Here is a 26,018-nt window from a genome sequence, read left to right on the forward strand (position 1 = left end):
GTCACAAGGCGGCAGCACCCCGCCGTTAAATCCCCCCGAAAACCACGTCTTGCGATTCGGAGTTTCTCCATGTTCTCGGTGTTCGTCCCGTCCGAGTCCTCGCTCAAGAAGGCGGCGATCACCGATCCCTCAGCCTTGCCGGAGAATGCTGTCTGGGTCGACCTGGTCAACCCGAGCAGCGCGGAGGACCGGGCGGTCGAACAATTGGCGGGCATCGCGGTGCCGACGCGCGAGGACATGCAGGAGATCGAGATTTCCAGCCGCCTCTACATCGAGAACGGCGCGCGCTACATGACCGCGACCCTGATGTGTCATTCCGACACCGACATGCCCCGGACCACGGCCGTGACCTTCATTCTCGCCGGCCATCGCCTGGTGACGGTGCGCTACGACCAGCCGCGGCCGTTCGCGGTGGTCGAGGCCAAGCTGGCGCGCAGCTGTCCGCCCGGCATCACCGGCGAGATGGTGCTGATGGAGCTGCTCGACGCCGTGATCGATCGCTGCGCCGACATTCTGGAGAAGGTCGGGGCGGACATCGACCAGGTCAGCCACGAAATCTTCGAGCCCAACAATGAGCGGCACGGTCACGCCAAGCAGTATTCGCAGATCCTGATCGCAATCGGCCGTAAGGGCGATCTCACGTCGAAGGTGCGTGAGAGTCTCGTCTCGATCGGGCGCCTCGTCACCTTCCTGTCGGCCGTGGTCGAAGGCGTGAAATGGTCGAAGGACATGCGCGAGCAGCTCAAGACCATGCAGCGCGACGTCGCCTCGCTGACCGACCACGCGTCCTATCTCGCCAGCAAGATCACCTTCGTGCTCGATGCCATGCTCGGCGTCGTCAATCTCGAGCAGAACAACATCATCAAGCTGTTCTCGGTCATGGCGGTGGTGCTGATGCCGCCGACCTTGATCGCCTCGATCTATGGCATGAACTTCAAGAGCATGCCCGAGCTCGAATGGGCGCACGGCTATCCGTATGCGCTGCTGCTGATGCTGATCGCGGCGATCGTGCCGTACTACATCTTCAAATTGAAGAAGTGGCTGTAGCGCGGTGCGCGCCGTTGCTGGCGTGCCTTGCTGGTAGACGTGGCTTTCCGCGCTCTACTTCTACTGCGGCAACCAGGCATCGACGCAATCTTCGCCACACTACGTGCTGTTGTTGTCAGCGCGCTTCGACGTCACGATTGCTTCGCCGTCTCGATTGCTTCGACGCCGGATTCGGTATGCCGATATGCACCGCAAGTGACACAGTCGCGATGCATCAAAAATAACTTGGATTACTTATTAGGCCGGCCGCAACGCCGCTGCAAAGCTGCCTCAATTCCTCAGGTAAAATTTGACGGGAACGCTGAACGTTTGATCGAAACTTCTCTGCGATAACTCTGCTCATGAGCATGGCCCAGGAAGAGCGCTTCGGCGCGTGGCATGCAAGGCGGAGCTCGAGGGCGCGTTCGTCGCGCCTGAGTCAAGAGGCGGCAATGGTTGAAAAACGCATAATGGCATCGAACAACGTGGTCGAGCTCGCCAGCTATCAGCGCGGCCGCGCCGGCATCGTCGTGGCCCATGCGCTGTCGCCGCGCATCTGCATCTATTGCGGGGCCGAGCTGGACGAGGATGAGCGCGAGGATGATTGCTCCAGTGCGCTGAACGTCGAATCCGACCGGCTGCGCTGGCGCGCCGCCCAGATCCTGCGCGGACTCGTGTGCGAGGGCTGAACGAAGGTTCAAGCGCGCAGGTTTCTACGCGCGGCGCGTTCGATGGTCTGAAATCCCATATGCCCATGCCGTCGCACCGGCGGCACATCCGCACCGGGCGCTGTTAGTTCGCGGGCGCCGGTCACTGCCGCACCGATCTTTGCGAGCGGCGTTAATCGCGCATGTCTGCGGCCACGAGGGATTGTTCGAGAGCGGCAAGTCGGCGTGAACCAAGCCGGGAGCGGGGCATGCCCCGCGTTTGCCGGTCGTCGTTCCGGTTCAGACGTGCTGGCCGCCGTTGATGTGGATCTCGGCGCCGTTCACGTAGGAGCTGGTTTCGCTGCACAGGACATAGATGATCTTGGCGACCTCGTCGGGGGTGCCGAGCCGCTGCATCGGAATCTGCTCCTGCACGATCTTCTCGGTACCCGGCGACAGGATCGAGGTGTCGATCTCGCCCGGCGCGATCGAGTTGACGCGCACGCCGACCCGGCCGAAATCCGAGGCCATCTCGCGGGTCAGCGCCGCCAGCGCCGCCTTCGAGGTCGCATAGGCCGCACCTGCGAAAGGGTGCACGCGCGAGCCGGCGATCGAGGTCACGTTGACGACGGAGCCCTTCGCCGCCTTCAGCTCCTTGATCAGGCCGCGCGCCATCATGATGGGCGCGAAGAAGTTGACGCGGAAGACGTGATTCCATGTGTCGAGGTCGGTGTCGACGGTGCCGAGACGGGCTCCGCCGGCGCCCTTCGGCGAGATCGCGGCGTTGTTCACCAGCGCATGCAGCTCGCCGCCGTCGATGCGCTGCTTGATCTCGGCGATCGCGCGCAGCGTGTCCTGGGGATCGGACAGATCGACCTGGACGTGGTCCTCGGGACCTGCACCCCATGGGCATTCCTCCGGGAAGGGGTGCCGCGAGCAGGTGAGGACGCGCCAGCCGGCTGACGAGAACCGGATCACGGTGGCATGGCCGATGCCGCGGCTGGCGCCGGTCAGCAGCATCGTGCGCCGCGGCTGGTTGGAAGGTGTCGGCATAAACTGGGTCTCTCACGATCCAGAAGGGATCAGCTTACCACATGGCTTGCGTGTTCGATGCGCGATTCGTGCGCACCGATGTCGAACGTCGCGTTTGACGCTTGGCTGATGAGGCCGGACGGACCGCGCGCGGTCGCTACGGATACATCCTCACCTTGGCCCAGGGCTCGCCGGCAGCTGCGCGCCGGAATTCGATCCGGTCGTGCAGGCGGAACGGCCGGTCGTGCCAGAATTCCATGCTGGCCGGCGTGATGCGCCAGCCGCTCCAGCCGGGCGGGCGGGGCACCTCGCCGATGATGTATTGCGCGGCGACCTTGGCGATCGCCTGCTCGAAGGCGAATCGGCTCTCCAGCGGCTGCGACTGCTTGCTGGCCCAGGCGCCGAGTTGCGCCTGTTTCGGCCGGGTCGCGAAATAGGCGTCGGCCTCGTCGTCCGTCACCGGCGTCACGGCGCCGCGGATGCGGATCTGCCGGCGCAGCGACTTCCAGTGAAACAGCAGCGCGGCCTTCGGATTCGATGCGAGCTCGCGGCCCTTCTGGCTCGCCTTGTGGCTGTAGAAGACGAAACCGTCTGCGTCATAGCCCTTCATCAGCACCATGCGCACGTCAGGCAGTCCGCTGTCGTCGACGGTGGCCAGCGCCATCGCATTCGGATCATTCGGCTCGCTCTTGGTCGCCTCCGCAAACCACGCCGCAAACAAGGCAAACGGCTCGCCGGCCTCGGTAAAGTCGGCCGATGTACCGGATGTTAAGGTTGTCTGGTGTTTGATGCGCGTGGGGTCGGTCATGTGTATGGGGAGTCCGAGTTTTGCGTTCACCCGCGGCCAGGCGCGCGCAAGTCCATTCCGTTCCGGCCCTATATAGGGCATCGGTGCGGCTTGGCCTATCCGCGATCGGTCATGCCGGCACCGCTTTGACACTCATTCTAATCGGCCTGTGCGGCGGCGGCTGCAGTCTCTCGCGTCCCGAATCGGCGTTCGCCAAGATGGAGGGGGCGGAGGTCACCGGCGCGATCAGTCCGCCGGCCGAGCGCGAGCCGACCGACGGCGATCTCGCCTTCGCCCGCAACGCGGCCTCCGACGTGCTGACCAAGGGGACCAAGGATTCCAGCCAGCCCTGGCTGAATCCGCAGACCGGCGCCCGCGGCTCGGTGACGCCGATCGCCAAGGTCTATACGGGTGACGATGGCCGCACCTGCCGGGATTTCCTGGCGAGCTACGTCAACGGCAAGACCGAGCGCTGGCTGCAGGGCTCGGCCTGCCGGATCGAGCGTGGACGCTGGGACATCCGCACCCTCAAACCCTGGCAGCAAAGCTAGCCGGCGATGCTCCGGAACCCGTTGCAAAAATACAACGGACTCCCCAGATGAAATGCGAAGCGGGCGGGGAGCCCATAGGTTAGTATCTGACTTTCAGTAAGGAGACGTGACGGATGCGCGACCCCTATGAGGTCTTGGGGGTGCCGCGAAGCGCTAGCGCTGCGGCCATCAAGAGCGCCTATCGCAAGCTCGCCAAGAAGCATCATCCCGACAGCAACAAGGATGACCCGAAGGCATCGGCGAGGTTTGCCGAGATCAGCTCGGCCAACGAGATCCTGGGCGACGAGGACAAGCGTAAGCAGTTCGATCGCGGGGAGATCGACGCCGAAGGCAAGCCGCGCTTCCAGGGCTTTCCGGGCGGCGGCGCCAGCCGCGGCGGGCCGGGAGGCCCTGGTGGGCCCGGCGGCTTCGAGAGCTACACCTTTCGCAGCGGCGGCGGGCCGGGCGGCGGCTTCGGCGGCGGCGGCTTCGAGGACATTCTGAACAGCATGTTCGGCGGCGCCCAGCGTGGTGCACGCCCAGGTGGCGGCAGCCCGTTCGAGTTCGATACCGGCGGCGTCGGTGTCGACCTCGATCTGAAGGTGACGATGTCGGTGTCGCTCGAAGAGTCCGTCAAGGGCGGCGAGAAGCGAGTGCGTCTGCCATCGGGCAAGGAGCTGAACGTCAAGGTTCCTGCCGGCGTGAGCGCGGGCCAGCAGATCCGGCTGAAGGGGCAGGGCGAAAGCGCGCCGGGGCATCGGCCCGGCGACCTTCTGATCACGATCCAGATCGCTCCGCATCCCTTCTTCAAGATCGAAGGTAGCGATCTGAGGCTCGACCTGCCGATCACGCTGTACGAGGCGGTGCTGGGCGCCAAGGTGCGTGCGCCGACGCTGGGCAGCGCGGTCGAGCTGTCGATCCCGAAGAACACCTCCAGCGGCCGCACCTTCCGGCTGAAGGGCAAGGGCCTGCCGAAGAGCGACGGCTCGACCGGCGACCTGTTCGTTACGATGCGGATCGTGCTGCCGGACGGCAACGATGCCGAGCTGGAGGGGCTGATGACCAAGTGGCGCGATCGTCATCCCTACAATCCGCGCAGCAACCTCGCCTGAGGTTGCGCGTTACGGACCACTCGGTGACAGGCTGGAAGTTCGGCGGGAAAGCCGAGAAAAAAGTGCGGCCTCGAAAGGGGGACCAGCGCGGTACAAAACCCCGATCGAGGCCGCTTCCGTGTCGATCGGCGGATCGAACACTCGTCATTTTTTCGTGAACATTTGGCGCGATATTGAGACGCGTCGGTGACCTGATTCCAGTCTTCCGGTGACGGAATTGCGGCGTCGACCCTGGCGTGTCTTCCTCGGCAAAGCGCCGAGCGCCGCGGCGCCCTGGTCCGTCGTTGCACACCCCTCGCAAACGCCTCTGTCAATGGCGAGAATCGGGCCGAGCACCGCCTCGGCCAGAATCCCGAGCGGCTCGCCGTCAGCCGCCCGTCCGTTCGGACTGGTCATAAACAAGGCGCGCAACCTGTGTGAGACGCGTCCGGTCGCTGCTGCCGGTCACCACGTAGCTGACCCCGCGCTCGGCCCAGGACAGCGCAGCGGCATTTCCCTGGGCGGTGTAGCGCATCTCGGCCGCATCGATTCCCGTCTTGGTCGCGTAGACGGTGAAGCGCTCGCCGGACGCGCTTTCGTACATCAGGAACGAGGCCGGGCCGGTCGGCCCGGGCAGCAGCCGTCCGCCGACGAGCTTCAGTCCGGTGGTCTCCAGCTCGGGGGCCTGCACGGTGCGGCCGCAGCGGCGCGTCAGCCATTGCTGCAGATGGGCCTTCTCGTCCCCCGGCACTTCGACCGGATGCCGGACTTCGACGACGTAGAGCCGATGTGCATCGAGTGCTTCCCCGGCCAGGTTCTGGAACGGCGAGGGTGAGGACGCCACGCCATGCGCGACCCAGCCGACCGCGCCGCCGAGCGCGAAGGCGGCGATGCTCGCAGCCACCGCTCCGATGATCCAGCGCCTGGGACGGCGGTCCAGACGGTCCAGATCGAGGCGCGGCGGCACCGGCTCATTGGCCGTGGCATCGTAGCGGGCATGCAGCGCCTCAGCCATGCTGCGCCAGGATTCCACCCGCTCCGCATCCGCCGGATGTGCGGCCAGCCAGCGCTCGACGTCGCCACGGCGCTCGACCGGCAGCTCATCGTCGACATAGGCGTGCAGCTCGTCCTCGGTGACGGGAATGGTCGGATCAGTCATCATGGGAATCTCGTTGCAGTCGAGCGGGCGCGCCGACGGGCGACCGCTGCGGCGTCGCGCAGGCGAACCCGGCAGCGCGGCTTTTGTGCGATGGATCGCGGAATCATTTCACCCTCCGCAGCGCCGGTCGCTCGCCTTCGAGCACGGCGCGGACATGGGCGCGGGCGCGCGCAAGGCGCGACATGACGGTGCCGATCGGCACGCCCTGGATGTCGGCCACCTCGCGGTAGCTCATGCCTTCGAGCACGATGAGCAGCAGCGCGGCGCGCTGCTCCTCCACCAGGGTCGCCAGCGCGCGTTCGATGTCGCGGCCCTCGGCCTCGGTGCCGCTGGCATCGGGATTGTCGTCCTGCAGCGGCATGAACAGCGGCCGCCGCGCCAGCGAGCGCCGGCGGTTCTTGTTCAGGTTGGTCAGGATCGTGTACAGCCAGCTCCTGACGTCACCGCCGAGGAACAGCCGCTCCGAACGCAGCGCCCGCACCAGGGTGTCCTGGACCAGGTCGTCGGCCGCGTCCACGTCGCGCGCCAGCGCCCTCGCATAGCGACGCAGTGCCGGTATCATGGCCTCGACGCTCTGGCGGAACGCGTTCATGGGGTGTCCTGCGGCCGTTCGCTACGATGACGAAGGCGTGAACCGCAAGCGCGCCTTGCAATGGTCATAACACCGCGATGACAGGCCTATTCCAAGGCGGCAATCCCTGCCGGGACTTTGCCACAGCGGGCGGAATGGGGCTGTACCGCGCCAGACCGGTGGTGTACGTCCAGTCCGCAGAGCATGATCCGCGGAAACGCATCATGCTCTCATCTCCTTGTTCGAGCATGGTCTTCGGAAAACCTATTTCCACTTTTCCGGATCATGCTCTGATAATCAGTTCGATGGGAAGCCGCATGGCGCAGATTTCAGGTTTGATGCAGGGCAAGCGCGGGGTCGTTCTCGGTGTGGCCAACAACCGCTCGATCGCCTGGGGCATCGCCAAGGCGGCGCGCGCGGCCGGCGCGGAGATCGCGCTGACCTATCAGGGTGACGCGCTGAAGAAGCGCGTCGAGCCGCTCGCCGCCGAGCTCGGCGGCCTCGTGCTCGGCCATTGCGACGTGACCGATCCCGCCACCATCGACGCGGTGTTCGACGTGCTGAAGGAGAAGTGGGGCAAGATCGATTTCGTCGTCCACGCCATCGCCTTCTCCGACAAGGACCAGCTCGACGGCCGCTATATCGAGACCACGCAGGACAATTTCTCCAAGAGCATGCTGATCAGCTGCTACTCGCTGACGGCGATCGCGCAGCGCGCCGAGAAGCTGATGACCGACGGCGGCTCGATCGTCACCTTGACCTATTACGGCGCCGAGAAGTGGATGCCGCACTACAACGTGATGGGCGTCGCCAAGGCCGCGCTCGAGGCCAGCGTGCGCTATCTCGCCGCCGATCTCGGCGAGAAGAACATCCGCGTCAACGCGGTCTCGGCGGGTCCCATCAAGACGCTGGCCGCCTCGGGCATCGGCGACTTCCGCTATATCCTGAAGTGGAACGAATACAACGCGCCGCTGCGCCGGACCGTGACCATCGACGAGGTCGGCGACAGCGCGCTGTATCTGCTCTCGGACCTGTCGCGCGGCGTCACCGGCGAGGTGCATCATGTCGATTCCGGCTATCACGTCGTCGGCATGAAGCGGCCCGAGGCGCCCGATATCTCGCTCAACAATTCCGTCGGCGCCAAGGAATAGCGTATCGCCTGCAATGCCCCGGCACACGATCTACTACATCCGCCACGGCGAGACGGAATGGAATGCGCTCGGCCGGCTGCAGGGCACGCAGGACATTCCGCTCAACGCGCTCGGACGTGTCCAGGCGGTGCAGGCCGGCCACATCCTCAGCGAGCTGGTGACGCGCAACGGCGGTGACGCGGCGAGGCTTCCTTACGTCGCGAGCCCGCTCAGCCGCGCCCGCGCGACCATGGAACTGGTCCGTGAGACCCTGAAGCTGCCGCCGGACGGCTATGCGCTCGATCCGCGGCTGCGCGAGATCGGCTACGGCAAATGGGAAGGCGCTACGCTCCCGGAAATGCAGGCGGCCGATCCCGCCTTCTATGCCCGGCGCCTGACAGACAAATGGATGCTGGCGCCGGAGGGCGGCGAGACCTATGCCGATGTCGAGCGGCGGGTGCGCGACTGGTACGATGAGCTCAGCGGCGATATCGTGGCGGTCGCCCATGGCGGCACGGCGCGGGCGCTGATGGTCGCGCTCGGGTTCGAGACGCCGAACGGCGCCGTCGAGCTGCCGATCCAGCAGGGCGCGGTCTATGTGTTCGGCGAGGACGGGTTCGAGAAGTTCAGTTAGTTTAGCCGCGTCGTTCCGGAGACGCCGCGAAGGTGAAGCCGGAACGTCGCGAGTCCGGGCCGGCGCTTCGGCCATCCCGGAACGACGATTTCCCGATTGGCAGATCAGCTCATGTCCTTCAACACCTTCGGCCACATGTTCCGTGTCACCACCTTCGGCGAGAGCCACGGCGTGGCCATCGGCTGCGTGGTCGACGGCTGTCCGCCGCGCATCCCGTTGGAGGCGGCGGAGATCCAGCGCGATCTCGACCGCCGCCGGCCCGGCCAGTCGCGCTTCACCACCCAGCGCCAGGAGCCGGACCAGGTGAAGATCTTGTCGGGGGTCATGCCCGATCCGGACACCGGCGCGCAGGTCACCACGGGCACGCCGATCGCACTCCTGATCGAGAACACCGACCAGCGCTCGAAGGATTATTCCGAGATCAAGGACAAGTTCCGGCCGGGCCATGCCGACTTCACCTATGAGGCGAAATACGGCCTGCGCGACTATCGCGGAGGTGGCCGCTCCTCGGCGCGCGAGACTGCGACCCGGGTCGCGGCCGGTGCCATCGCGCGCAAGATTCTCCCCGACGTGAAGGTGCGCGGCGCGCTGGTGCAGATGGGCCCGCACGAGATCGACCGCGGCAATTGGGACTGGGACGAGGTCGCCCGCAATCCGTTCTTCTGTCCCGACAAGGACAGAGCGGCGTTCTTCGAGGACTATCTCGACGGCATCAGGAAGTCCGGCTCGTCGATCGGCGCGGTGCTCGAGATCGTCGCCGAAGGCGTGCCGGCCGGACTTGGCGCGCCGCTCTACGGCAAGCTCGATGCGGAGCTTGCCGCCGCGATGATGAGCATCAACGCGGTGAAGGGCGTCGAGATCGGCGCCGGCTTCGGCGCCGCCGCGCTGACCGGCGAGGAGAACGCCGACGAGATGCGCTCGGCCAATGACGGCACGCGGTTTCTCTCCAACCATGCCGGCGGCATCCTCGGCGGCATCGCCACCGGCCAGCCGATCGTGGTGCGCTTCGCGGTCAAGCCGACCTCGTCGATCCTCACCCCGCGCCAGACCGTCGACCGCACAGGCCACGAGACCGAGATCCTGACCAAGGGCCGTCACGACCCCTGCGTCGGCATCCGCGCCGTGCCGGTGGGCGAGGCGATGATGGCCTGCGTGCTGGCCGACCATCTGCTGCGCCATCGCGGCCAGGTCGGGTAGCTCCGTGCCGCGGCACTACCGCCGCCGCGAACCATGCTCTAGTCTCGGTGCATGGATCAATCGAAGCTGCTCGACTTCATCAACTGGCTGATCGACGGGGCCCGTTCGGCGGACGAGCCGAGCCGGACGCTCGAGGAGGCCTGCGTCCGTCTGGTCGGGCTCGGCATTCCGCTGTGGCGCGTCGGCGTCTTCGTGCGCACGCTGCATCCGGAGATTTTCGGCCGCAGTTTCATCTGGCGGTCGGGCGGCGGGGTCGAGGTCGGCAGCGTCGACTACGGCTTCCAGGATTCGCCGACCTATCACGACAGTCCGATTTCGGTCGTGGCGAAGCAGGGCGCAGCCTTCAGGGCCAACCCGCAGGCGCCGGAAGCCGAGCGCTACCCGATCCTGATGGATCTGCGTGCCGAGGGCGTGACCGATTATCTGGCGTTGCCGCTGACCTTCCTGGACCGTCAGCTGCATGTGTCGAGCTGGACGACGCTGGCGCCGGGCGGCTTCACCGAGGCGCAGGTCGGGGCGATCCGCTCCCTGATTCCGGCACTGTCGCGCTACACCGAAATCGTCACCCTGCAGCGGACCGCGTCGATGCTGCTCGACACCTATGTCGGCAACAGCGCCGGCGAGCGCATCCTCGGCGGCCAGATCCGCCGCGGCCATACCGATACGATGCATGCCGCTATCTGGCTGTCGGACCTGCGCGGCTTCACGCCCTTGTCGGACCGGCTGCCGGCGGTGACCGTGGTCGACATCCTCAACCATTATTTCGATTGCCAGGTGGAGGCGATCCGCGAGCGCGGCGGCGAAGTGCTGAAGTTCATGGGCGATGGCCTGCTCGCGGTGTTTCCAACCGCGGAGCAGGGCGGTGACGCCCACGCGGATGTCTGCAATCGCGCCCTCGCCGCGGCGCGCGCCGCGCGTGTCCGCGTTCACGCCCTGGAATACGCTGTCGGCGACCAGCACGAGCGCTTCCGCTTCGGCCTCGCGCTGCATGTCGGGCAGGTTCTGTACGGCAACATCGGCGGCGGCAACCGGCTCGACTTCACCTGCATCGGCCCCGCCGTCAATCTCGCCGCCCGGCTGGAAAAGATCGCCGCCCGCCTGAAACGCACGGTGGTCGCCTCCGAGGCTTTCGCCGCGGTCTGTCATGAGCCATGGGCCGATCTCGGCGAATTCCCGATCGCCGGCTTCTCGACCGCGCAGCGCGTGTTCGGGCTGCGCGAGGAGGACGATTAGTTCGCGGAGCGGCCCGCGGGCTCACTCCTCCGGCTCGGTGGTGAACAGCAGCGGGTAGCCCTTGGCGCGGCCGGCGTCCGTCGCGCGCGTCGCCTTGGTCTCGGCGACGTCCTTGGGGAACACTGCCACCACGCAGACGCCGAGCTTATGGGCCGTGATCATGACCTTGTAGGCCTGATCCTCAGTCATGCGGAATTCGGCCTTGAGGATCATCACGACGAAATCGCGCGGCGTGAAGTCGTCGTTGACGAGGATGACCTTGTAGAGCCGCGGACGCTCGACCTTGGTGCGGACCTTCGTCTTGGGTTTCGTGACGGCGTCGTTCATGTGAGAAGCACGGCTGTGTTCCTGATGCGGCGGAGACGCCACAATACAGCCTTCCGCCGCTCCGGGAAACCACGGGCGCCGTGGTCTCGGCCGAACGACGCGCGCGCTCCTGCCTTGCCGGCATCCGGGCAAACCCTGGAAACTAACTGGAATGTGAATGGAGGCCTGCGTTCCTGCTTTGCGGCGTGCAGATTGCGTGTCACCATCATTCGACGCGATTGGAGGGCAGCATATGCGCTGGTGGATCTCGATCGGGGTGGCGTGTCTGGCGGGCGCCTTGGCTGGCGGCGACGTCGTGACCGTCGCAGCTGCGCCCGGCGCAAGGACGGCGCAGCAGCTGAGCGAGAAGGAAGCCTCCGTCGATGTCGAGTTGATCCTCGCCGTCGATGTGTCCTACTCGATGGATCTCGACGAGCTCGCGATCCAGCGCGAGGGCTACGCTCAGGCGCTCAGCTCGCGCGAGTTTCTGCAGGCGCTGAAGAACGGCCTCCATGGCCGCATCGCCGTGACCTATTTCGAATGGGCCGCCTCGAGCGACCAGAAGCTCATCATTCCCTGGCGCCTGATCGATGGGCCGGAAACGGCCGATGCCGTCGCCGCCGAGATCATGAAGACGCCGATCCGCCGGGCGTCGCGCACGTCGATCTCGGGCGCGATCTACTTCGCGATGCCGCTGTTCGAGGATAACCCCTATCGCGGCCTGCGCCGCGTCATCGACATCTCCGGCGACGGCCCGAACAACAACGGCTCGCCGGTAACCGTCGCGCGCGACGAGGCCGTCAACAAGGGCATCACGATCAACGGCCTGCCGATCATGGTCAAGGAGCCGTCCTACTCGACGATGGATATCGAGAACCTCGACCTCTACTACAGGGATTGCGTGACCGGCGGCCGCGGCTCGTTCGTCGTCACGATCAAGAGCCGCGACGAGTTCAAGGAGGCGATCCGCACCAAGCTGCTGATGGAGGTCGCCGGACGGATGCCTGCACCGCGCGTCGTGCCGGTGGCCGACGACTCCAAGGAGCAGCCGCGCGTCTCCTGCATGATCGGCGAGAAGATCTGGCAGGACAGGTGGGGGCGCTGAACTGATGACGGTCCCGACCGCCGCTCGGCCCGTGCGAGGGACCACCGGGCAGGTCTGCCATCGCCGGCTCGGGCGCTAGCCTCGCCCGCTCGCGGTTCCGTGCACCCCGCGAACGTCCGCTGGAGGCAAGCGGCGGTATGCCGATCTTGCGTTGAAAAACCGGGCCCGATCACCGATCCGATGAATCTGTGACCTGATCGCAACACACGATCCAAAAACCAGGAGTTGCAGCGACGGGAAGTTCTCTTTGCCACTGTGCCGCCCGGATTGCGCCGCGACCATGAGGGGGTGAGGCAGAGGCGCACAGAACATGCGTATCATCGACCGGACAGAAGGTCCCGCGCGGCGTGACGCGCGCCGTTCATCGGCCCATTGCGGCACGCCTGGGTTCGCCCACCGGCTCCTGACGACGACGCTGGTGTTTGTGGCAGCAGCCTCGCTCGCGGCCTGCGCGCAATCATCGGCGGTCCGGCAGGCGCGCTTGGCCCCGCCGACCAAACAGGCCGAGGCTGAATTCCGGCCGCAGCCGCAGCGTGCGGAGGCCGCGCCGCAATCGGTGGTCCGGGTGCGGCATGCCGAGCCCGGTCTGGCGCCGGAGCGCCCGGCGTCGTCGGGGCTCGCCAGCTATTATTCCGAAGGCCGCAGGACTGCGAGCGGCGAGCGCTTCGATCCCTCCGAGCTGACGGCTGCGCATCGCAGCCTACCGTTCGGCACCCGCCTGCAGGTCACCAACGTCAAGACCGGCCGTTCGGTGGTGGTGCGCGTCAACGATCGCGGCCCGTTCGTGCATGGGCGCGTCGTCGACGTGTCCTACTCGGCCGCGCAGGCGCTCGGCATGATCAACACCGGCGTCGCGCCGGTGAAGGTCGACGTGATCAGGTAGGAGCGTGACGTCGTGCGACGCGCTCCGGGACAGCAAAACTTAAACTGCTGTAAATTGATACCATATTAGATCGCGATCAACTCGGATGCCTACTGGGGCGGCATGCCGATTTTCTGCTGCGACAGTTCGATGATGTCCTATTGTTGTCATCTGGTTTGACGATATTGTTTCTGCTCCCCCGGCAATCAGCTCTCAAATGACTTCAATGGAGAGTTGTGCCGTGGGCAATTCGTCTCCGAGACCGGAGCTCATCGTTAAGCTCTTTCCGCCAAGCATCACTATCAAGGGTGACGCGGTCGAAAGCTATCGCAGACCGATGACATTCGTCATCTATGCGCTGCCTGCCGTTTTTATAGCTGTTGCGTTGATCCTAGGGTTTGCAGGAAAGGATCACATCGTTTCGGCAGCACGCGCGGTAGGACGGCTTTTCGGCTAGATTGGTAACGGCACTGCTCGTTTCGGGAATCACTGTAATTGCACGTCGCTGAGGAGGCGTAGCCGAAAGCGCAGCTACATTCGTTCGACGGATCTATGAAGTCACCGCACCAGCCGCGCCACCAGCTCGACATGCGGGGTGTGGCGGAACTGGTCGACCGGCACAATCGTCTCCAGCCGGTAACCGCCGTCGATCAGCATGCGCATGTCGCGGGCGAAGGTCGTGACGTTGCAGGACACAGCGACGATGACGGGCACCTTGCTCGCCGCGAGCTGCTTGGTCTGCGCCTGCGCGCCCTGGCGCGGCGGGTCGAACACGACGGCGTCGATGTCGCGCCATTCCGGCGGCATCAAGGGACGGCGGAACAGGTCGCGCGTCTCGGCCTTGATCGGCTTGAGGCCCGGCGTGCCGGCTGCTTTGTGCAGCGCTGCGATCGAACCGGCGTCATTGTCCATGGCGGTGACACGTGCCCGCGCGGCGAGCCGTAATGCGAACGGGCCGACGCCGCAGAACAGGTCGGCCACGTGCTTGGCCTTGCCGACACGCTCCAGCACCAGCTGTGCCAGCGTCTCCTCGCCTTGCACGGTCGCCTGCAGGAATGATCCCGGCGGCAAGGTCACCTGTGCCGTGCCCATCGGCACGACGGGCGGATTGCGCATCAGCACCAGTTCGCCATGCCGCGTCAGCCGTGCCAGCCGTTGTTTCTCCGCGACGAGCGAGAGTGCCGCGACGCGCGGCGGCGGCAGCGGCCCTGAGCCGCGAATGTCGACGTCGAGGCCGTTGGCGGTCGCGGTGGCCTGGATGTCGAGCGGCTTGCCGGTCGGCTTCAACGCTTCGGCCAGCGCCCAGGCGGCCTCGAGCGCGCCATCCAGGGCGGGATCGAGGATTGGGCAGCGGTCGATCGGAACGATCTCGTGACTGTTGGCGGCCGAGAAGCCGACGCGGAGAACGTCGTGCGTGCCCATGCGTGCGTGAAAGGTCGCGCGCCGTCGGCCGGCGCCATGCGCGTCGATGAGATCCGCGACCTCGCATTCCACCTTGGCCGCCCGCAGCGTCTCGACGACGATGTTACGCTTCCATTGCTGATAGCGCTCGGGCATCCAATGCTGGACGGCGCAGCCGCCGCAGACGCCGAAATGCGGGCAGAACGGCGCGATGCGCTCGGCGCTCGGTGTGTCCACCGCCAGCAGCTTGCGGCGGTCGGGATGGCCGGGAATGGCGGCAGCCTCCACGGTCTCGCCCGCGAGCGTGTAGGGCACGTACAGCGCCTCGCCTGACGACAGCGACACGCCGTCGCCGCGATGGCCGACATGGTCGATGACGAGACGCTCAACCATGGCGGCGTGCTCCGAGAAAAAATTCGGCGTTGCCGTCGCCGCCCTTGATGGATGATGGAAAGATCTCGATGTCACTGCAGCCGAGCGAGGCCGCGAAGGCCGAGATATCGTCGCAGACGGCGGCATGCACGCTCGCATCCTTGATGATGCCGCCCTTGCCATGAGCGCCCTTGGCTTCGAATTGCGGCTTGATCAACGCCAGCAGGCTCATCGGCGAGGCCGCGAGCGAAAGCGTCACCGGCAGCACGGCCTTCAGCGAGATGAAGCTGCAATCGATCACGACCACGTCCGGACGCTGCGGCAGCCGCTTGCCCTCGTAGCTGCGGATGTCGGTCTGCTCCATCGACACGATCTTCGGATGGTTGCGCAGCGACGGATGCAACTGGTCGCGGCCGACATCGATCGCGAACACGACCGCCGCGCCATTGGCCAGCAGCACCTCGGTGAAGCCGCCGGTGGAGGCGCCGACATCGAGGCAGACATGGTCCTCGACCTCGACGCCGTAATGCTCCAGCGCCGCCGCCAGCTTGACTCCGCCGCGCGACACCCAGGGATGCGCCGGCTCGGCCTGCACGACGGCGTCGACGGCAATGGTCTCGGAGGCCTTGGCCACCTGCTTGTCGTTGGCAAACACCAGCCCCGCCTCGATCGCCGCCTGCGCCCGCGCGCGGCTCTCGAACAGGCCGCGTTCGACGAGGAGGACATCAGCGCGTTTGCGGGGAGGGGGCATTGGCCGTGCAGTCATGAGTTGTTGAGGTCGCATTCAAGAATTCAGTGTCGTCCCGGGCAAGCTCCAACGCGCATCGCGCGTTGGAGCGCCGACCCGGGACCCATAACCACAGGACGTAGTTTGTAGGACGCTGGCAGCTACGCGTTTGCCCAACATAGCGTCCTGTGGTTATGGGTCCCTGCGTTCGCAGGGACGACAGCGGAGTTGGTTGCGCCATCGTGCCGCCATGCAAAACTTGTAGGGTGGGCAAAGGCGCGTGCACAGCTGTTGCCGCAAGCTCGTATCGCAATTGACGCGCCGTGCCCACCATGTTGACCACGATCGTGGACGGACGGTGGGCACGCGTCGCCTGCGGCGCCGCTTTGCCCACCCTACGAGTCCGCGCCGAGCCGCTCCGCCGCCAACTTCACGCACAGCTCGAACGCGGCAAGATCACTCCAGACATCCGCCGGCCGCTCGCGCGGCACCACCAATGGCGCACCGTGCAGCTCCAGCGCGTGGATCATCATCAGATTGTCCGGCAGGCCGAAATCCTCGACCGTCAGCCCATCCGCGTCGACCAAGCGGCCGTCCTGCTCCGTCACGCTCGTAAAGCGCCGGGCGCGCTCGGGGTAGGCCGCCGGATCGTTGCAATAGCCGAGGCACAGCTTTCCCGTGCCGGCCATGTAGCCGAGCTCATACACCGTGCCGGCATCGGCGCCGGGGCCGCGGAATGGCGTGAGGTTGGCAATGATCGCACAGGCGCCATCCATCATCGCTTCGTTGCCATGGAAGATCTGGCGCGAGGCGTCGGAGGCGGCGAGGTCGACGGTGTTGTCGAGAGGATAGAGGCCGATCAGGCCGTGGCGGTCGCAGATCGCGACCTTCCGCCGGCCGATCTCAACGGCATCCGGCAGGAACACATCGGGACCTGCCAGATAGATCTTCATGGCTCACCGGAACGGGACGGCCAAGCCCGCCTCAGGCGAGCTTGACGACCTCGGCGGTGTAGTCCTTGCCGAGCACCTCGAACACCTTGCGGACGATGCCCTTGGCGTCGAGGCCGGCGCGGGCGTACATCGCCGCCGGTGTGTCGTGGTCCTGGAACTCGTCGGGCAGCACCATCGTGCGCATCTTCAGGCCGCCGTCGAGCATGCCCTGGTCGGCCAGGTACTGCATCACGTGCGAGCCGAAGCCGCCGATCGAGCCTTCCTCGATCGTGATCAGGATGTCGTGCTCGCGGGCGAGCTTCAGCACCAGCTCCTCGTCGAGCGGCTTCATGAAGCGCGCATCGGCGATCGAGGCGGACAGACCGTGCGCAGCGAGCTCATCGGCCGCCTTCTCGCACTCGGCGAGACGGGTGCCGAACGAGAGCAGGGCGATCTGCTTGCCCTGGCGGATCATGCGGCCCTTGCCGATCGGCAGGGCGACGCCGACTTCCGGCATCTCGACGCCGCGGCCTTCGCCGCGCGGATAGCGCACCGAGCTCGGACGGTCGTCGATCGCGACCTGCGTCGCCACCATGTGCACCAGCTCGGCCTCGTCGGACGCGGCCATGATGACCATGTTCGGCAGGCAGCCGAGATAGGCGTTGTCGAACGAGCCGGCATGAGTGGCGCCGTCGGCGCCGACCAGTCCGGCGCGGTCGATCGCGAAGCGGACCGGGAGCGACTGGATGCAGACGTCGTGGACGATCTGGTCATAGCCGCGCTGCAGGAAGGTCGAGTAGATCGCGCAGAACGGCTTGTAGCCCTCGGCGGCGAGGCCCGCGGCGAAGGTGACCGCGTGCTGCTCGGCAATGCCGACGTCGAAGGTGCGCTTCGGGAACGCCTTGGCGAAGATGTCGATGCCGGTGCCCGAGGGCATCGCGGCGGTGATGCCGACGACCTTGTCGTCCTTCTCGGCTTCCTTGACCAGGCTCTGGCCGAACACGTTCTGATAGGCCGGCGCGTTCGGCTTGGCCTTGGCCTGGGTGCCGGTGGCGATGTCGAACTTGGCGACCGCGTGATATTTGTCGGCGGCGGCTTCCGCCGGCGAGTAGCCCTTGCCCTTTTGGGTCACGACGTGGACCAGGATCGGGCCGGTCTCCATGTCGCGGACGTTCTTCAGGACCGGCAGAAGATGGTCGAGGTTATGACCGTCGATCGGGCCGACATAATAGAAGCCGAGCTCCTCGAACAGCGTGCCGCCATCCATCATGAAGCCGCGGGAATATTCCTCGACGCGGCTGGCGCGGTTGGCGATCACCTTCGGCAGATGCTGGCCGAGCTGTTTGGCGGCATCGCGCAGGGTGCGGTAGGTCTTGCCCGAGTAGAGGCGGGACAGATAGGCCGACATGGCGCCGACCGGCGGCGCGATCGACATGTCGTTGTCGTTGAGGATCACGATCAGGCGGGAGTTCATCGCGCCGGCGTTGTTCATCGCCTCATAGGCCATGCCGGCGGACATCGCGCCGTCGCCGATCACGGCGATCACGTTGTTCTTGCCGCCCGACAGGTCACGGGCGACGGCCATGCCGAGGCCGGCGGAAATCGAGGTCGAGGAGTGCGCCGCGCCGAACGGATCGTAGTCGCTCTCGGCGCGCTTGGTGAACCCGGAAAGGCCGCCGCCGGTGCGGAGCGTCCGGATGCGGTCGCGGCGCCCGGTCAGGATCTTGTGCGGGTAGGCCTGGTGGCCGACGTCCCAGATCAGGCGGTCGCGCGGGGTGTCGAACACGTAATGGATGGCCGTGGTCAGCTCGACGACGCCGAGACCGGCGCCGAAATGACCTCCGGTCACGGAGACCGCATCGATGGTCTCCTGGCGCAGTTCGTCAGCGACCTGCCGGACCTGCTCGACCTTCAGCCGGCGCAGATCTTCCGGAGTCTTGATGGTGTCGAGAAGCGGCGTCTTACTAAATGTGGTCACGGTGACATTCCAATTTTGCAGGTCGGGTTCAAGGGCCGACGTCTGAGAGGTTCATCGTAACGGGCGGCGAAACCTGGAGCCTTGAAGGTCACATCCGCGCGGATCGAAGCCGTAGACCAAAGCCTAGCGGGGTTTTGGATCGATCTATGTGATGTAAGTCACTCTTGGTCGTCTTGCCGTCCTCGTTTGTCGCCCAAGATCGCCAAGTCGTTCAGCCAAGTCAGTTTTACCAGCTCTTGCAAGTGCTTAGTTCCGTCCTTTCGAACAGGAGGGACACTTCCAAAAACCCGCAGTTCCGAGAAGCTTTACACCAAAGAGCGCCTTAAAGCCAACCCGGCGCGAGATGGCAAGCCCGCAGAGGGCAGCTTCATGCGTGATCTGAACCTTGGCGGCGCGCAAAAGGTTCCATCGAGCTGCTCAAATCGGCGGCAGCTGGGCCTCCGGAGTAGCCCGGAAAAGCCAGCTTCGTCCAGGCTGTTTTTCGCGATGCGGTACCCATTGTGATGGCGATGGCGCGCCCCGCGGCGGAATGAGCCATGCGTTCGCGTAAGGAGATCGAGCCGCACACGACATGAAGAAGTCATGGGCGTGCGGCCTTTCGTTGGCCATCACCCAACTGCAAGCGGCGCCCTTGTCGGCGAAGCGCATTTTCGTGATCGGAGCGGATGATCTGGCGGAGGGCGCAGTGGGACGATCACGGGAGTGCGCCGCACATCACGCGCGCGGTGTTCGATCGATCCTGAGCCCGTTCGAGAAACATCGTTAATGGAATGGCCGCCATCGCAGCGAATGTCCGTCGTGATGGAGGAGGATTTCCGCCAACGCAGCCGATGGCGGGCCGGCTGGCGCCACACCAAGGGGGCCTGAAGGGGGCTTGCACCGATTTTCAGCCCGTATGCCCGCATGGGAGGCGCCCATCTCCGCGGTCGAAGCGCACCGGGCCGGCTGGAAAATAATCCAGGGTGTTGCCTCCGGGCCGCATCCGATCGCGCATATGCCGCACGACCCTTCCTTGGAAACCGGTACCGGAGTCCCGTTCGGGCCGCCCTCCGCTACTGCACGTCGAGCGGAGCCGTTCCGGTGGCCCGGCCGCTAGCGTCGGTCGTGATCTTCTCGACCCGCGCCTCGGCCTGGCGCAGCAGTTCCTCGCACCGCCGCTTCAGCGACTCGCCGCGCTCATAGATCGCCACCGATTCCTCGAGCGGCACCTTGCCGTCCTCGAGCCGTTTCACGATCGATTCCAGTTCCTCGATCGCGCGCTCGAACGACAGCTTTTTGACGTCGGCTACGGTGTTGTCCGCCATACGGGGTCCCTGCAGATCACTCAACTTCGGGGCCGTGCTTTTACACCCCGCTCGGGCGCCTGTCAGGCCCTGCCGAGGCGGATCGGCTGGAAACTGGGGATTACGCCCCGGTCAGGGCCGCGACGTGGGCCGAGACGGATTCCTTAAGGCCTTGAAGGTCATAGCCGCCTTCCAGGACGGATACGACGCGGCCGCCGGCACATTTGTCGGCGAGATCCATCAGCTTGCGGGTGACCCAGCCGAAGTCCTCCGCCCGCAGGTTCAGCGAGGCCAGCGGATCGCGGTAATGGGCGTCGAAGCCGGCCGAGATGATCACCAGCTCGGGGCTGAACTTGGTCAGCTGCGGCAGGATCAGATTTTCGAACGCCGAGCGGAATTCGAGGCTGCCGTCCTCGGAGGCCAGCGGCGCATTGACGATGGTGTCGTGCTCGCCGCGCTCGCCGCGGGCGCCGGTGCCCGGAAACAGCGGCATCTGGTGGGTCGAGCAGTACATCACGCTCTTGTCGGCCCAGAAGATGTCCTGGGTGCCGTTACCGTGATGGACGTCGAAATCGATGATGGCCGCGCGCTCGATGCCGAAGGTTCGCTGGGCGTAGCGGGCTGCGATCGCGACGTTGTCGAAGAAGCAGAAGCCCATCGGCTTGGCGATCTCGGCATGGTGCCCGGGCGGGCGCACCGCCACGAAGGCGTTGCGGTGGCGGCCCGACATCACGGATTCGGTCGCCGCGACAGCGCCCCCGACGCCGCGCATGACCGCTTCCCAGGTGCCGGGCGACATCGAGGTGTCGCCGTCGAGATAGATGATGCCCGAGGTCGGCGCCATATGGCGCAGCTCGGTGACGTAGTGCTCGTTGTGGCAGAGCAGGGCGAGCTCGAGATCGGCCTCGGGAGCCTCGTCGCGATCCAGCAGGGCGAAGCGCTCCTCGGTCAGGGCCTCCTCGACGGCACGCAGGCGGTCGGCGCGCTCGGGATGTCCGGACGGGGTGGCGTGATCCAGGCAGGCTTCGTGAGACAGATAGAGAGTCGACATTCAACAGGCCCTGCCACTCACGCGTTGCGGGAGTGCCCAATCTATGCGCTGAACGCAGGCTCGGAAAGAGCCCTGTCGGCGATATGATCAGTTTCCGCTCGCCCGCCTGATGTCACTGGGCCTTGTTGACGATGCGGTCGCGCGGCGGCGGCGCCAGCGGACTGTTGACCTTGAGATAGGCGAACAGCGCTTCGTCGTCATACGGGCCCGTGATCGGATCGCGGCCGCTCTTGAACGTCGTGAAGCCGTCGCCGCCGAGCGCGAGATAGTTGTTGAGGGTGACGCGATAGGACGCTGAGGGATCGATGGTCTTGCCGTTCAGCATCATGGTGGCGGCATCGACACGCGCGCCCGCCGGCTGTTTGGCGTCGAACGCGTAGCTGAAGCCGCGCGAGATCTGCAGGATGCGCGGCCGCGCCGGATCGAGCCATTGCTGCTCCAGCGCCGCCTTGATCTCGGCGCCGGTCAGCGTGACCGTCACCAGTTGATTGCGAAATGGCTGGCTCGCGAACACGTCGGCATAGGTGACCGCGCCGTCGTCGCGGCGGGCGAGATCGGTGCGGATGCCGCCGGGATTGGTCATCGCAAGAACCGCGCCGCCCTTGTCGGCGGCCGCCGTCGCCGCGAGCTGTCCGTCGGCGACGACGTCGCCGAGCGCGCTCTCGCCTGATATGTTCGGCAGGCGCGACAGCACCTGGGTGATGATGCCCGCGGGCCGGTTGGCGAACGGCGCCGCCACCGTCTCGTAAGCCTCGATCAGCGCCGTCTGCGCGCCATCCTTGGGCAGGCTGGTATCGACGACCACGTTGGTCGCGGTGGCGCTGATCACGTCGCGCGTGTTGCGGTCGAGCTTGACGTCGATCGCGGTCACCAGCGTGCCGAACTTGTCGCCCGAGGTGACGAGCCGCTTGTCGATGGTGCAGACATAGGCCTGGTGGGTGTGGCCGGAGATGACGATGTCGACCGCGCTGTCGAGCTCCTTGACGATGTCGACGATCGGGCCGGACAGGCCGGGACATTCGTTCATGCCGCCCGACGGCCAGCCGCCCTCATGGATCAGCACCACGATCGCCTGCACGCCCTTCGCCTTCAACTCCGGGATCAGCGCGTTGATGCTCTCGGCCTCGTTGCGGAATTCGAGGCCGGCGGCGCTCGCCGGCGAGATGATGCCGGCGGTGCCCTTCAAGGTCAGGCCGATGAAGGCGACGGGGATGTCCTCGAAAGCGCGGATTTCATAGGGCGGAAAAACCGTCTTGTCGGTGCCCGCGATGAAGGTCGAGGCCGCCAGGTAGTGGAATTTCGCGCCGGAGAACGGCCGCGGGCCGCGGCAGCCGTCTTTCGGATGGCAACCGCCATTCTGCATCCGCAACAGCTCGGCCTTGCCCTCGTCGAACTCGTGATTGCCCACCGCCGACAGCGCGAGCCCCATCTGCGACATCGACTCGATCGTCGGCTCGTCGTGAAACAGCGCCGACAGGAACGGGCTCGCGCCGATCAGGTCGCCGGCTGCGACGAAGATCGTGTTGGGCTGGCCGTCCGACAGCAGCTTGATGAGGCTCGCCATGTGCTCGGCGCCGCCGGCAGGAACGGCCGTGCTCTTGGTCGGGTCCGCCGGATCGGCGATGCGGATGCCGGAGGACGGCGGCTTCAGATTGCCGTGGAAGTCGTTGATGGCGAGGATGCGCAGGGACACCGGCTCGTCCTCGGCGGAGGCGGGCAGGGCAGCGATGCTCCCGGCGGCGATCCCGGCCAGCAGAACGGCAAAGGCGAAGCGGTGAAGCAGGGTCATGGCAGGGTCACGTGTAAAGCAGGCGGCGAAAACGAAGCGCGATTGCCTCGCCGTGGTCGCAATGACATAAAATGGTTTCGTAACAACAATACATCGGGAGTCCGGAATGAAAAGAATCACGCTGCTCACCGCCGCGCTGACGCTCGTGGCCGGCCCCGCTGCGGCGCAATCGCTGCCGGACTTCATGAAGCAGGTGATCGCGGCCTGGAATACCCCGACCGAGCCGTTCAAGGTGATCGACAACGTCTATTACGTCGGAACCAACGGCCTTGCCTCCTATCTGATCACGACGCCGCAGGGGCATATCCTGATCGACACCGTGATGCCGGAATCGACCGCGCAGATCGAGGCCAGCATCGCCAAGCTCGGCTTCAAGGTCGCCGACATCAAATACGTCATCAACACCCATGCCCATATCGACCACACCGGCGGGCTCGCGCAGATCAAGCAGGAGACCGGGGCGCAGATGGTGGCGGGCGCCAAGGACGTGCCGCTGCTGGAAGGCGGCTTCTATCCGGGCCGCGAGGAGCAGACCTATTTGAACTTCCCGCCGGTCAAGGTCGACCGCGCCGTGAAGGAGGGCGACACCGTCGCGCTCGGCGGCGTCACCCTGACGGCGCACGAGACGCCCGGCCATTCGCCGGGCTGCACCAGCTGGACCACCAGCGTGAAGGACGGCGATGCCACGCGCAGCGTGATCTTCTTCTGCAGCGCCACCGTCGCACTGAACCAGCTGGTCGGACGGCCGACTTATCCCGGCATCGCCGACGACTACAGGAAGACCTATGCCTGGGCCAAGACCGTGCATCCCGACGTGCTGCTGGCGCCGCATCCGGAGATGTACGATATGGCCGGCAAGCGGGCGAAGATCGCCGACGGCGCGCCCAACCCGTTCGTCAAGCCGGGCGAGTTCAACGCCTATCTCGACAAGCTGGAGACGCAGTTCAACGAGGGTCTCGCCAAGCAGACCGCTGCGCTTCAACCGGCCAAATAGGCCTGCGAACTACGCTGGATCGGCCGCCAGCCGGTCCAGCGTGAAGCCGGAGAGATCGACCCGCGGCGTCTGGCCCAGCGCCATCGCCGCGAGCGCCTCGCCGACTGCCGGTGAATGCTTGAAGCCGTGGCCGGAGCAGGCCGAGGCATAGATCACGTTCGCATTGCCCGGATCGCGGTCGATGATGAAGCGGCCGCCGCCGGCATTGGTGTAGAGGCAGACCTCGCTGCGCAGGCAGGTCGGGCCGAGATCCGGCACGAACGGCCGGACATAGGTTTGATACGTCTCTTCGATCTCGCCGGCTCCGACCTCGCGCGCTACGGCATCCGGATCGGTCTCGCCGGTCTGCACCTCGCTTGCGATCTTGACGCCGTTGCCGGGCGAGCCGAGCCACGGGAAGCCGTAGATGTCGGACGCGGCGCGTTCGCGCCCGGTGACGTCCCAGATGAACACCGGCGTGCCCGGGCCGAAGCGCTCGGGGTTGGACCGAAGCTCGAACCAGTACAGCACCTGCCGGGTGACGTGGACGCGGCGGCGCAGCGGCGCGATCAGCTCGGTGATCCATGGTCCGGTGGTGACGATCAGCGTGGCGGCGCTCGCCGTCGTGCCATCGTCCATGGTAACGGTGAGTTCGCCGCCTGCGCGGCAGAACGACACCACGCGCCGGCCGGTCAGCAGCGTGGCGCCATGGCGCGCTGCGACCGCGAGCTCGGCGCGGACGCAATCCTCGACCATGAGGTAGCCGCCCTCGCGATCGAGGAAGGCGCGATCGTTCGCCGTCGTGGCGAACGCCGGATGGTCCGTGCGCAGTCGTTCCGGGGAGATGGTCTCACCATCGACCCCGTGCAGGCGGGCAGCGGTCTCGATGTTGGCGAAGAACTGCGCACTACCGACGCCGTGGAGCTCGCCGCCGCCCTGGCTCGGAATGAACAGGCAGCCGCATTGCTCGAACAGATGCGCGCCGGTTTCACGCTCCAACTCGCGCCAGATCGCGTGCGAGCGCTGCGCCAGCGGCGTGTAGTCGACGCCTTCGCCGATCGCCGCGCGGGTGATGCGGGTCTCGCCATGGGTCGAGCCGAACCGGTGCGGCGGCTGGAAGCGGTCGATGCCGAGCACGCGCTTGCCGGCTCTGGCGAGATGCAGCAGCGCGGCGCTGCCGACGGCGCCGCAGCCGATCACGATGACATCAAAACTGGGCATGCGCGGCTCCGCCGGTTCGCGGCACTCCCGCGCTCATTTCTTCTTCTTGCGCGACAGGAACGCCTTGAACGCGCCGACCGCCTCCTCGGAGGTCATGCGTTCGGCGAACAGATAAGCCTCCTGGTCGATGCGCCGGGTCAGTTCGTCCGGCGCGGTGCGGATCAGCTTGCGCCCGATCGCGACCGCCTCGGCCGGCAGCCGGCAGATGTCGCGCGCCACCTTGTGCGCCTCGATCTCGGTATGTCCGGGCGCCACCACCGTATTGACGAAGCCGGCGATCTGCGCGTCCGCTGCGGTCATCGTCCGGCCCATCACCAGCATCGCGAACGCGCGCTGATAGCCCATGGTCCGCGGCATCAGCAGGCTCGAAGCGCCCTCCGGCACCAGGCCGAGATGGATGAAGGGCGTCGCGAAGGTCGCCGTCGTCGAGGCCAGCACGTAGTCGCAGTGGAACAGCATCGTGGTGCCGATCCCGATCGCGACGCCGTCGACCGCGGCGATGATCGGTTTGACGTTGTGTGCCAGCGAATACAGGAACTTGGTCGCGGCCGAGGTGCGCGCGGCGTCGCTGCCGGCATCGCCCGCCCGCAGGAAATCCTCGAGGTCGTTGCCGGCCGTGAACACGCCGGAGCCGCCGGTGATGATGATGCATCGCACCAGCGGATTGTTCTGCGCGGTGTCGATCGCATCGCTCATGCCGAGATACATGGCCTGCGTGATCGCGTTCTTCTTTTCCGGGCGCCGGAGCTTGATCGTCCGCGTCTCGGCCTCGTCGGTCACGATCAGATGGTCGGTCATGGGCCCCTCATGCGTCTTGTCCGACTGTAGCGATGCCGCCGGTCATCTTCGAGTGGTTGGTGCCCGCTCAGCCTACATCATCCACCGATCGTGCCAAAGGCTGAAGCGACCCATGTGCAGAGCGGGGAGCAAGGGTGTGGTCGCGACAGCCTGCGCGCGGTGGTTTACGATTGGTTTGCGACG

General features: G+C 66.0%; 25 protein-coding genes. 11 read left to right on the top strand and 14 right to left on the bottom strand.

What is annotated here, in order from left to right; translation table 11 throughout:
* The first annotated feature begins 69 nt into the window (after positions 1–69).
* Together ACQR1B_RS29555 and ACQR1B_RS29560 are read left to right on the top strand one after the other, a co-directional pair.
* Positions 70–1,047, top strand: a complete 978-nt coding sequence (locus ACQR1B_RS29555; RefSeq protein ID WP_434835169.1) for a magnesium transporter CorA family protein — start codon at positions 70–72, stop codon at positions 1,045–1,047.
* A 341-nt stretch (positions 1,048–1,388) separates the two neighbouring features.
* Positions 1,389–1,715, top strand: coding sequence for a hypothetical protein (locus ACQR1B_RS29560; protein WP_434871440.1), 327 nt, complete (start codon positions 1,389–1,391; stop codon positions 1,713–1,715).
* 258 nt (positions 1,716–1,973) lie between these two features.
* On the opposite strand, the gene ACQR1B_RS29565 is transcribed toward ACQR1B_RS29560, so the two are convergent.
* Together ACQR1B_RS29565 and pdxH are read right to left on the bottom strand one after the other, a co-directional pair.
* Positions 1,974–2,726 (bottom strand): SDR family NAD(P)-dependent oxidoreductase, encoded by a 753-nt coding sequence (locus ACQR1B_RS29565; protein WP_434835171.1) that lies wholly within the window; start codon positions 2,724–2,726, stop codon positions 1,974–1,976.
* Between the two features lie 136 nt (positions 2,727–2,862).
* Positions 2,863–3,513, bottom strand: coding sequence for a pyridoxamine 5'-phosphate oxidase (pdxH, locus tag ACQR1B_RS29570; RefSeq protein WP_434835172.1), 651 nt, complete (start codon positions 3,511–3,513; stop codon positions 2,863–2,865).
* 125 nt (positions 3,514–3,638) lie between these two features.
* On the opposite strand from pdxH, the gene ACQR1B_RS29575 reads away from it, so the two are divergent.
* Both ACQR1B_RS29575 and ACQR1B_RS29580 read left to right on the top strand, forming a co-directional pair.
* Entirely contained in the window at positions 3,639–4,043 is a 405-nt protein-coding gene (locus ACQR1B_RS29575; RefSeq protein ID WP_434835173.1) for an RT0821/Lpp0805 family surface protein, read from the top strand.
* Positions 4,044–4,156: 113 nt separating this feature from the next.
* A complete protein-coding gene (locus tag ACQR1B_RS29580; RefSeq protein WP_434835174.1) occupies positions 4,157–5,134 on the top strand; it encodes a DnaJ C-terminal domain-containing protein in 978 nt (325 codons plus the stop codon).
* A gap of 367 nt (positions 5,135–5,501) precedes the next feature.
* On the opposite strand, the gene ACQR1B_RS29585 is transcribed toward ACQR1B_RS29580, so the two are convergent.
* Together ACQR1B_RS29585 and ACQR1B_RS29590 are read right to left on the bottom strand one after the other, a co-directional pair.
* Positions 5,502–6,275, bottom strand: coding sequence for an anti-sigma factor family protein (locus tag ACQR1B_RS29585; RefSeq protein ID WP_434835175.1), 774 nt, complete (start codon positions 6,273–6,275; stop codon positions 5,502–5,504).
* Between the two features lie 100 nt (positions 6,276–6,375).
* Entirely contained in the window at positions 6,376–6,864 is a 489-nt protein-coding gene (locus tag ACQR1B_RS29590) for a sigma-70 family RNA polymerase sigma factor (RefSeq protein ID WP_434835176.1), read from the bottom strand.
* A 296-nt stretch (positions 6,865–7,160) separates the two neighbouring features.
* On the opposite strand from ACQR1B_RS29590, the gene fabI reads away from it, so the two are divergent.
* From fabI to ACQR1B_RS29610, 4 genes are all read left to right on the top strand, one after another.
* A complete protein-coding gene (gene fabI, locus ACQR1B_RS29595; RefSeq protein WP_434835177.1) occupies positions 7,161–7,994 on the top strand; it encodes an enoyl-ACP reductase FabI in 834 nt (277 codons plus the stop codon).
* Positions 7,995–8,007: 13 nt separating this feature from the next.
* Positions 8,008–8,607, top strand: coding sequence for a histidine phosphatase family protein (locus ACQR1B_RS29600; protein WP_434835178.1), 600 nt, complete (start codon positions 8,008–8,010; stop codon positions 8,605–8,607).
* Between the two features lie 111 nt (positions 8,608–8,718).
* Positions 8,719–9,804, top strand: coding sequence for a chorismate synthase (aroC, locus tag ACQR1B_RS29605; RefSeq protein ID WP_434835179.1), 1,086 nt, complete (start codon positions 8,719–8,721; stop codon positions 9,802–9,804).
* Between the two features lie 51 nt (positions 9,805–9,855).
* Positions 9,856–11,037 (top strand): adenylate/guanylate cyclase domain-containing protein, encoded by a 1,182-nt coding sequence (locus ACQR1B_RS29610; protein WP_434835180.1) that lies wholly within the window; start codon positions 9,856–9,858, stop codon positions 11,035–11,037.
* A gap of 21 nt (positions 11,038–11,058) precedes the next feature.
* Here ACQR1B_RS29610 and clpS read toward each other — a convergent pair whose 3' ends face one another.
* Positions 11,059–11,364, bottom strand: coding sequence for an ATP-dependent Clp protease adapter ClpS (gene clpS, locus ACQR1B_RS29615; protein WP_434835181.1), 306 nt, complete (start codon positions 11,362–11,364; stop codon positions 11,059–11,061).
* A gap of 232 nt (positions 11,365–11,596) precedes the next feature.
* Between clpS and ACQR1B_RS29620 the strand changes: the two genes are divergently transcribed.
* Together ACQR1B_RS29620 and ACQR1B_RS29625 are read left to right on the top strand one after the other, a co-directional pair.
* Positions 11,597–12,448 (top strand): DUF1194 domain-containing protein, encoded by an 852-nt coding sequence (locus ACQR1B_RS29620; RefSeq protein WP_434835182.1) that lies wholly within the window; start codon positions 11,597–11,599, stop codon positions 12,446–12,448.
* A gap of 310 nt (positions 12,449–12,758) precedes the next feature.
* Positions 12,759–13,331 carry a septal ring lytic transglycosylase RlpA family protein gene (locus ACQR1B_RS29625; RefSeq protein WP_434835183.1) on the top strand — a complete coding sequence of 191 codons (573 nt, stop codon included), beginning with the start codon at positions 12,759–12,761 and terminating at the stop codon, positions 13,329–13,331.
* A 537-nt stretch (positions 13,332–13,868) separates the two neighbouring features.
* Here ACQR1B_RS29625 and ACQR1B_RS29630 read toward each other — a convergent pair.
* The 7 genes from ACQR1B_RS29630 to ACQR1B_RS29660 form a co-directional block, all read right to left on the bottom strand.
* Positions 13,869–15,104, bottom strand: a complete 1,236-nt coding sequence (locus ACQR1B_RS29630; protein ID WP_434835184.1) for a class I SAM-dependent RNA methyltransferase — start codon at positions 15,102–15,104, stop codon at positions 13,869–13,871.
* Complete coding sequence (locus ACQR1B_RS29635) at positions 15,097–15,834, bottom strand: TlyA family RNA methyltransferase (protein ID WP_434835185.1); 738 nt, start codon at positions 15,832–15,834, stop codon at positions 15,097–15,099. The genes ACQR1B_RS29630 and ACQR1B_RS29635 overlap by 8 nt, the downstream gene beginning before the upstream one ends.
* 371 nt (positions 15,835–16,205) lie before the next feature.
* Positions 16,206–16,763 (bottom strand): nucleoside 2-deoxyribosyltransferase, encoded by a 558-nt coding sequence (locus ACQR1B_RS29640; RefSeq protein WP_434835186.1) that lies wholly within the window; start codon positions 16,761–16,763, stop codon positions 16,206–16,208.
* A 31-nt stretch (positions 16,764–16,794) separates the two neighbouring features.
* Positions 16,795–18,720, bottom strand: a complete 1,926-nt coding sequence (gene dxs, locus ACQR1B_RS29645) for a 1-deoxy-D-xylulose-5-phosphate synthase (RefSeq protein WP_434835187.1) — start codon at positions 18,718–18,720, stop codon at positions 16,795–16,797.
* A 1,052-nt stretch (positions 18,721–19,772) separates the two neighbouring features.
* Positions 19,773–20,024 (bottom strand): exodeoxyribonuclease VII small subunit, encoded by a 252-nt coding sequence (locus ACQR1B_RS29650; RefSeq protein WP_434835188.1) that lies wholly within the window; start codon positions 20,022–20,024, stop codon positions 19,773–19,775.
* Between the two features lie 100 nt (positions 20,025–20,124).
* Positions 20,125–21,054, bottom strand: a complete 930-nt coding sequence (locus ACQR1B_RS29655) for a histone deacetylase family protein (RefSeq protein ID WP_434835189.1) — start codon at positions 21,052–21,054, stop codon at positions 20,125–20,127.
* 112 nt (positions 21,055–21,166) lie between these two features.
* Positions 21,167–22,843: a bifunctional metallophosphatase/5'-nucleotidase gene (locus ACQR1B_RS29660; protein ID WP_434835190.1), complete on the bottom strand. Its 1,677-nt coding sequence runs from the start codon at positions 22,841–22,843 to the stop codon at positions 21,167–21,169.
* Positions 22,844–22,949: 106 nt separating this feature from the next.
* Here ACQR1B_RS29660 and bla point away from each other — a divergent pair, with 106 nt between their 5' ends.
* Positions 22,950–23,837, top strand: coding sequence for a subclass B3 metallo-beta-lactamase (bla, locus tag ACQR1B_RS29665; protein ID WP_434835191.1), 888 nt, complete (start codon positions 22,950–22,952; stop codon positions 23,835–23,837).
* A 9-nt stretch (positions 23,838–23,846) separates the two neighbouring features.
* On the opposite strand, the gene solA is transcribed toward bla, so the two are convergent.
* Both solA and ACQR1B_RS29675 read right to left on the bottom strand, forming a co-directional pair.
* Positions 23,847–25,037 (bottom strand): N-methyl-L-tryptophan oxidase, encoded by a 1,191-nt coding sequence (solA, locus tag ACQR1B_RS29670; protein WP_434835192.1) that lies wholly within the window; start codon positions 25,035–25,037, stop codon positions 23,847–23,849.
* Positions 25,038–25,070: 33 nt separating this feature from the next.
* Positions 25,071–25,835: an enoyl-CoA hydratase-related protein gene (locus ACQR1B_RS29675; protein WP_434835193.1), complete on the bottom strand. Its 765-nt coding sequence runs from the start codon at positions 25,833–25,835 to the stop codon at positions 25,071–25,073.
* Positions 25,836–26,018: the final 183 nt, after the last annotated feature.

It is taken from the genome of Bradyrhizobium oligotrophicum, from assembly GCF_051168495.1.
GTDB classification, from domain to species: domain Bacteria; phylum Pseudomonadota; class Alphaproteobacteria; order Rhizobiales; family Xanthobacteraceae; genus Bradyrhizobium; species Bradyrhizobium oligotrophicum_A.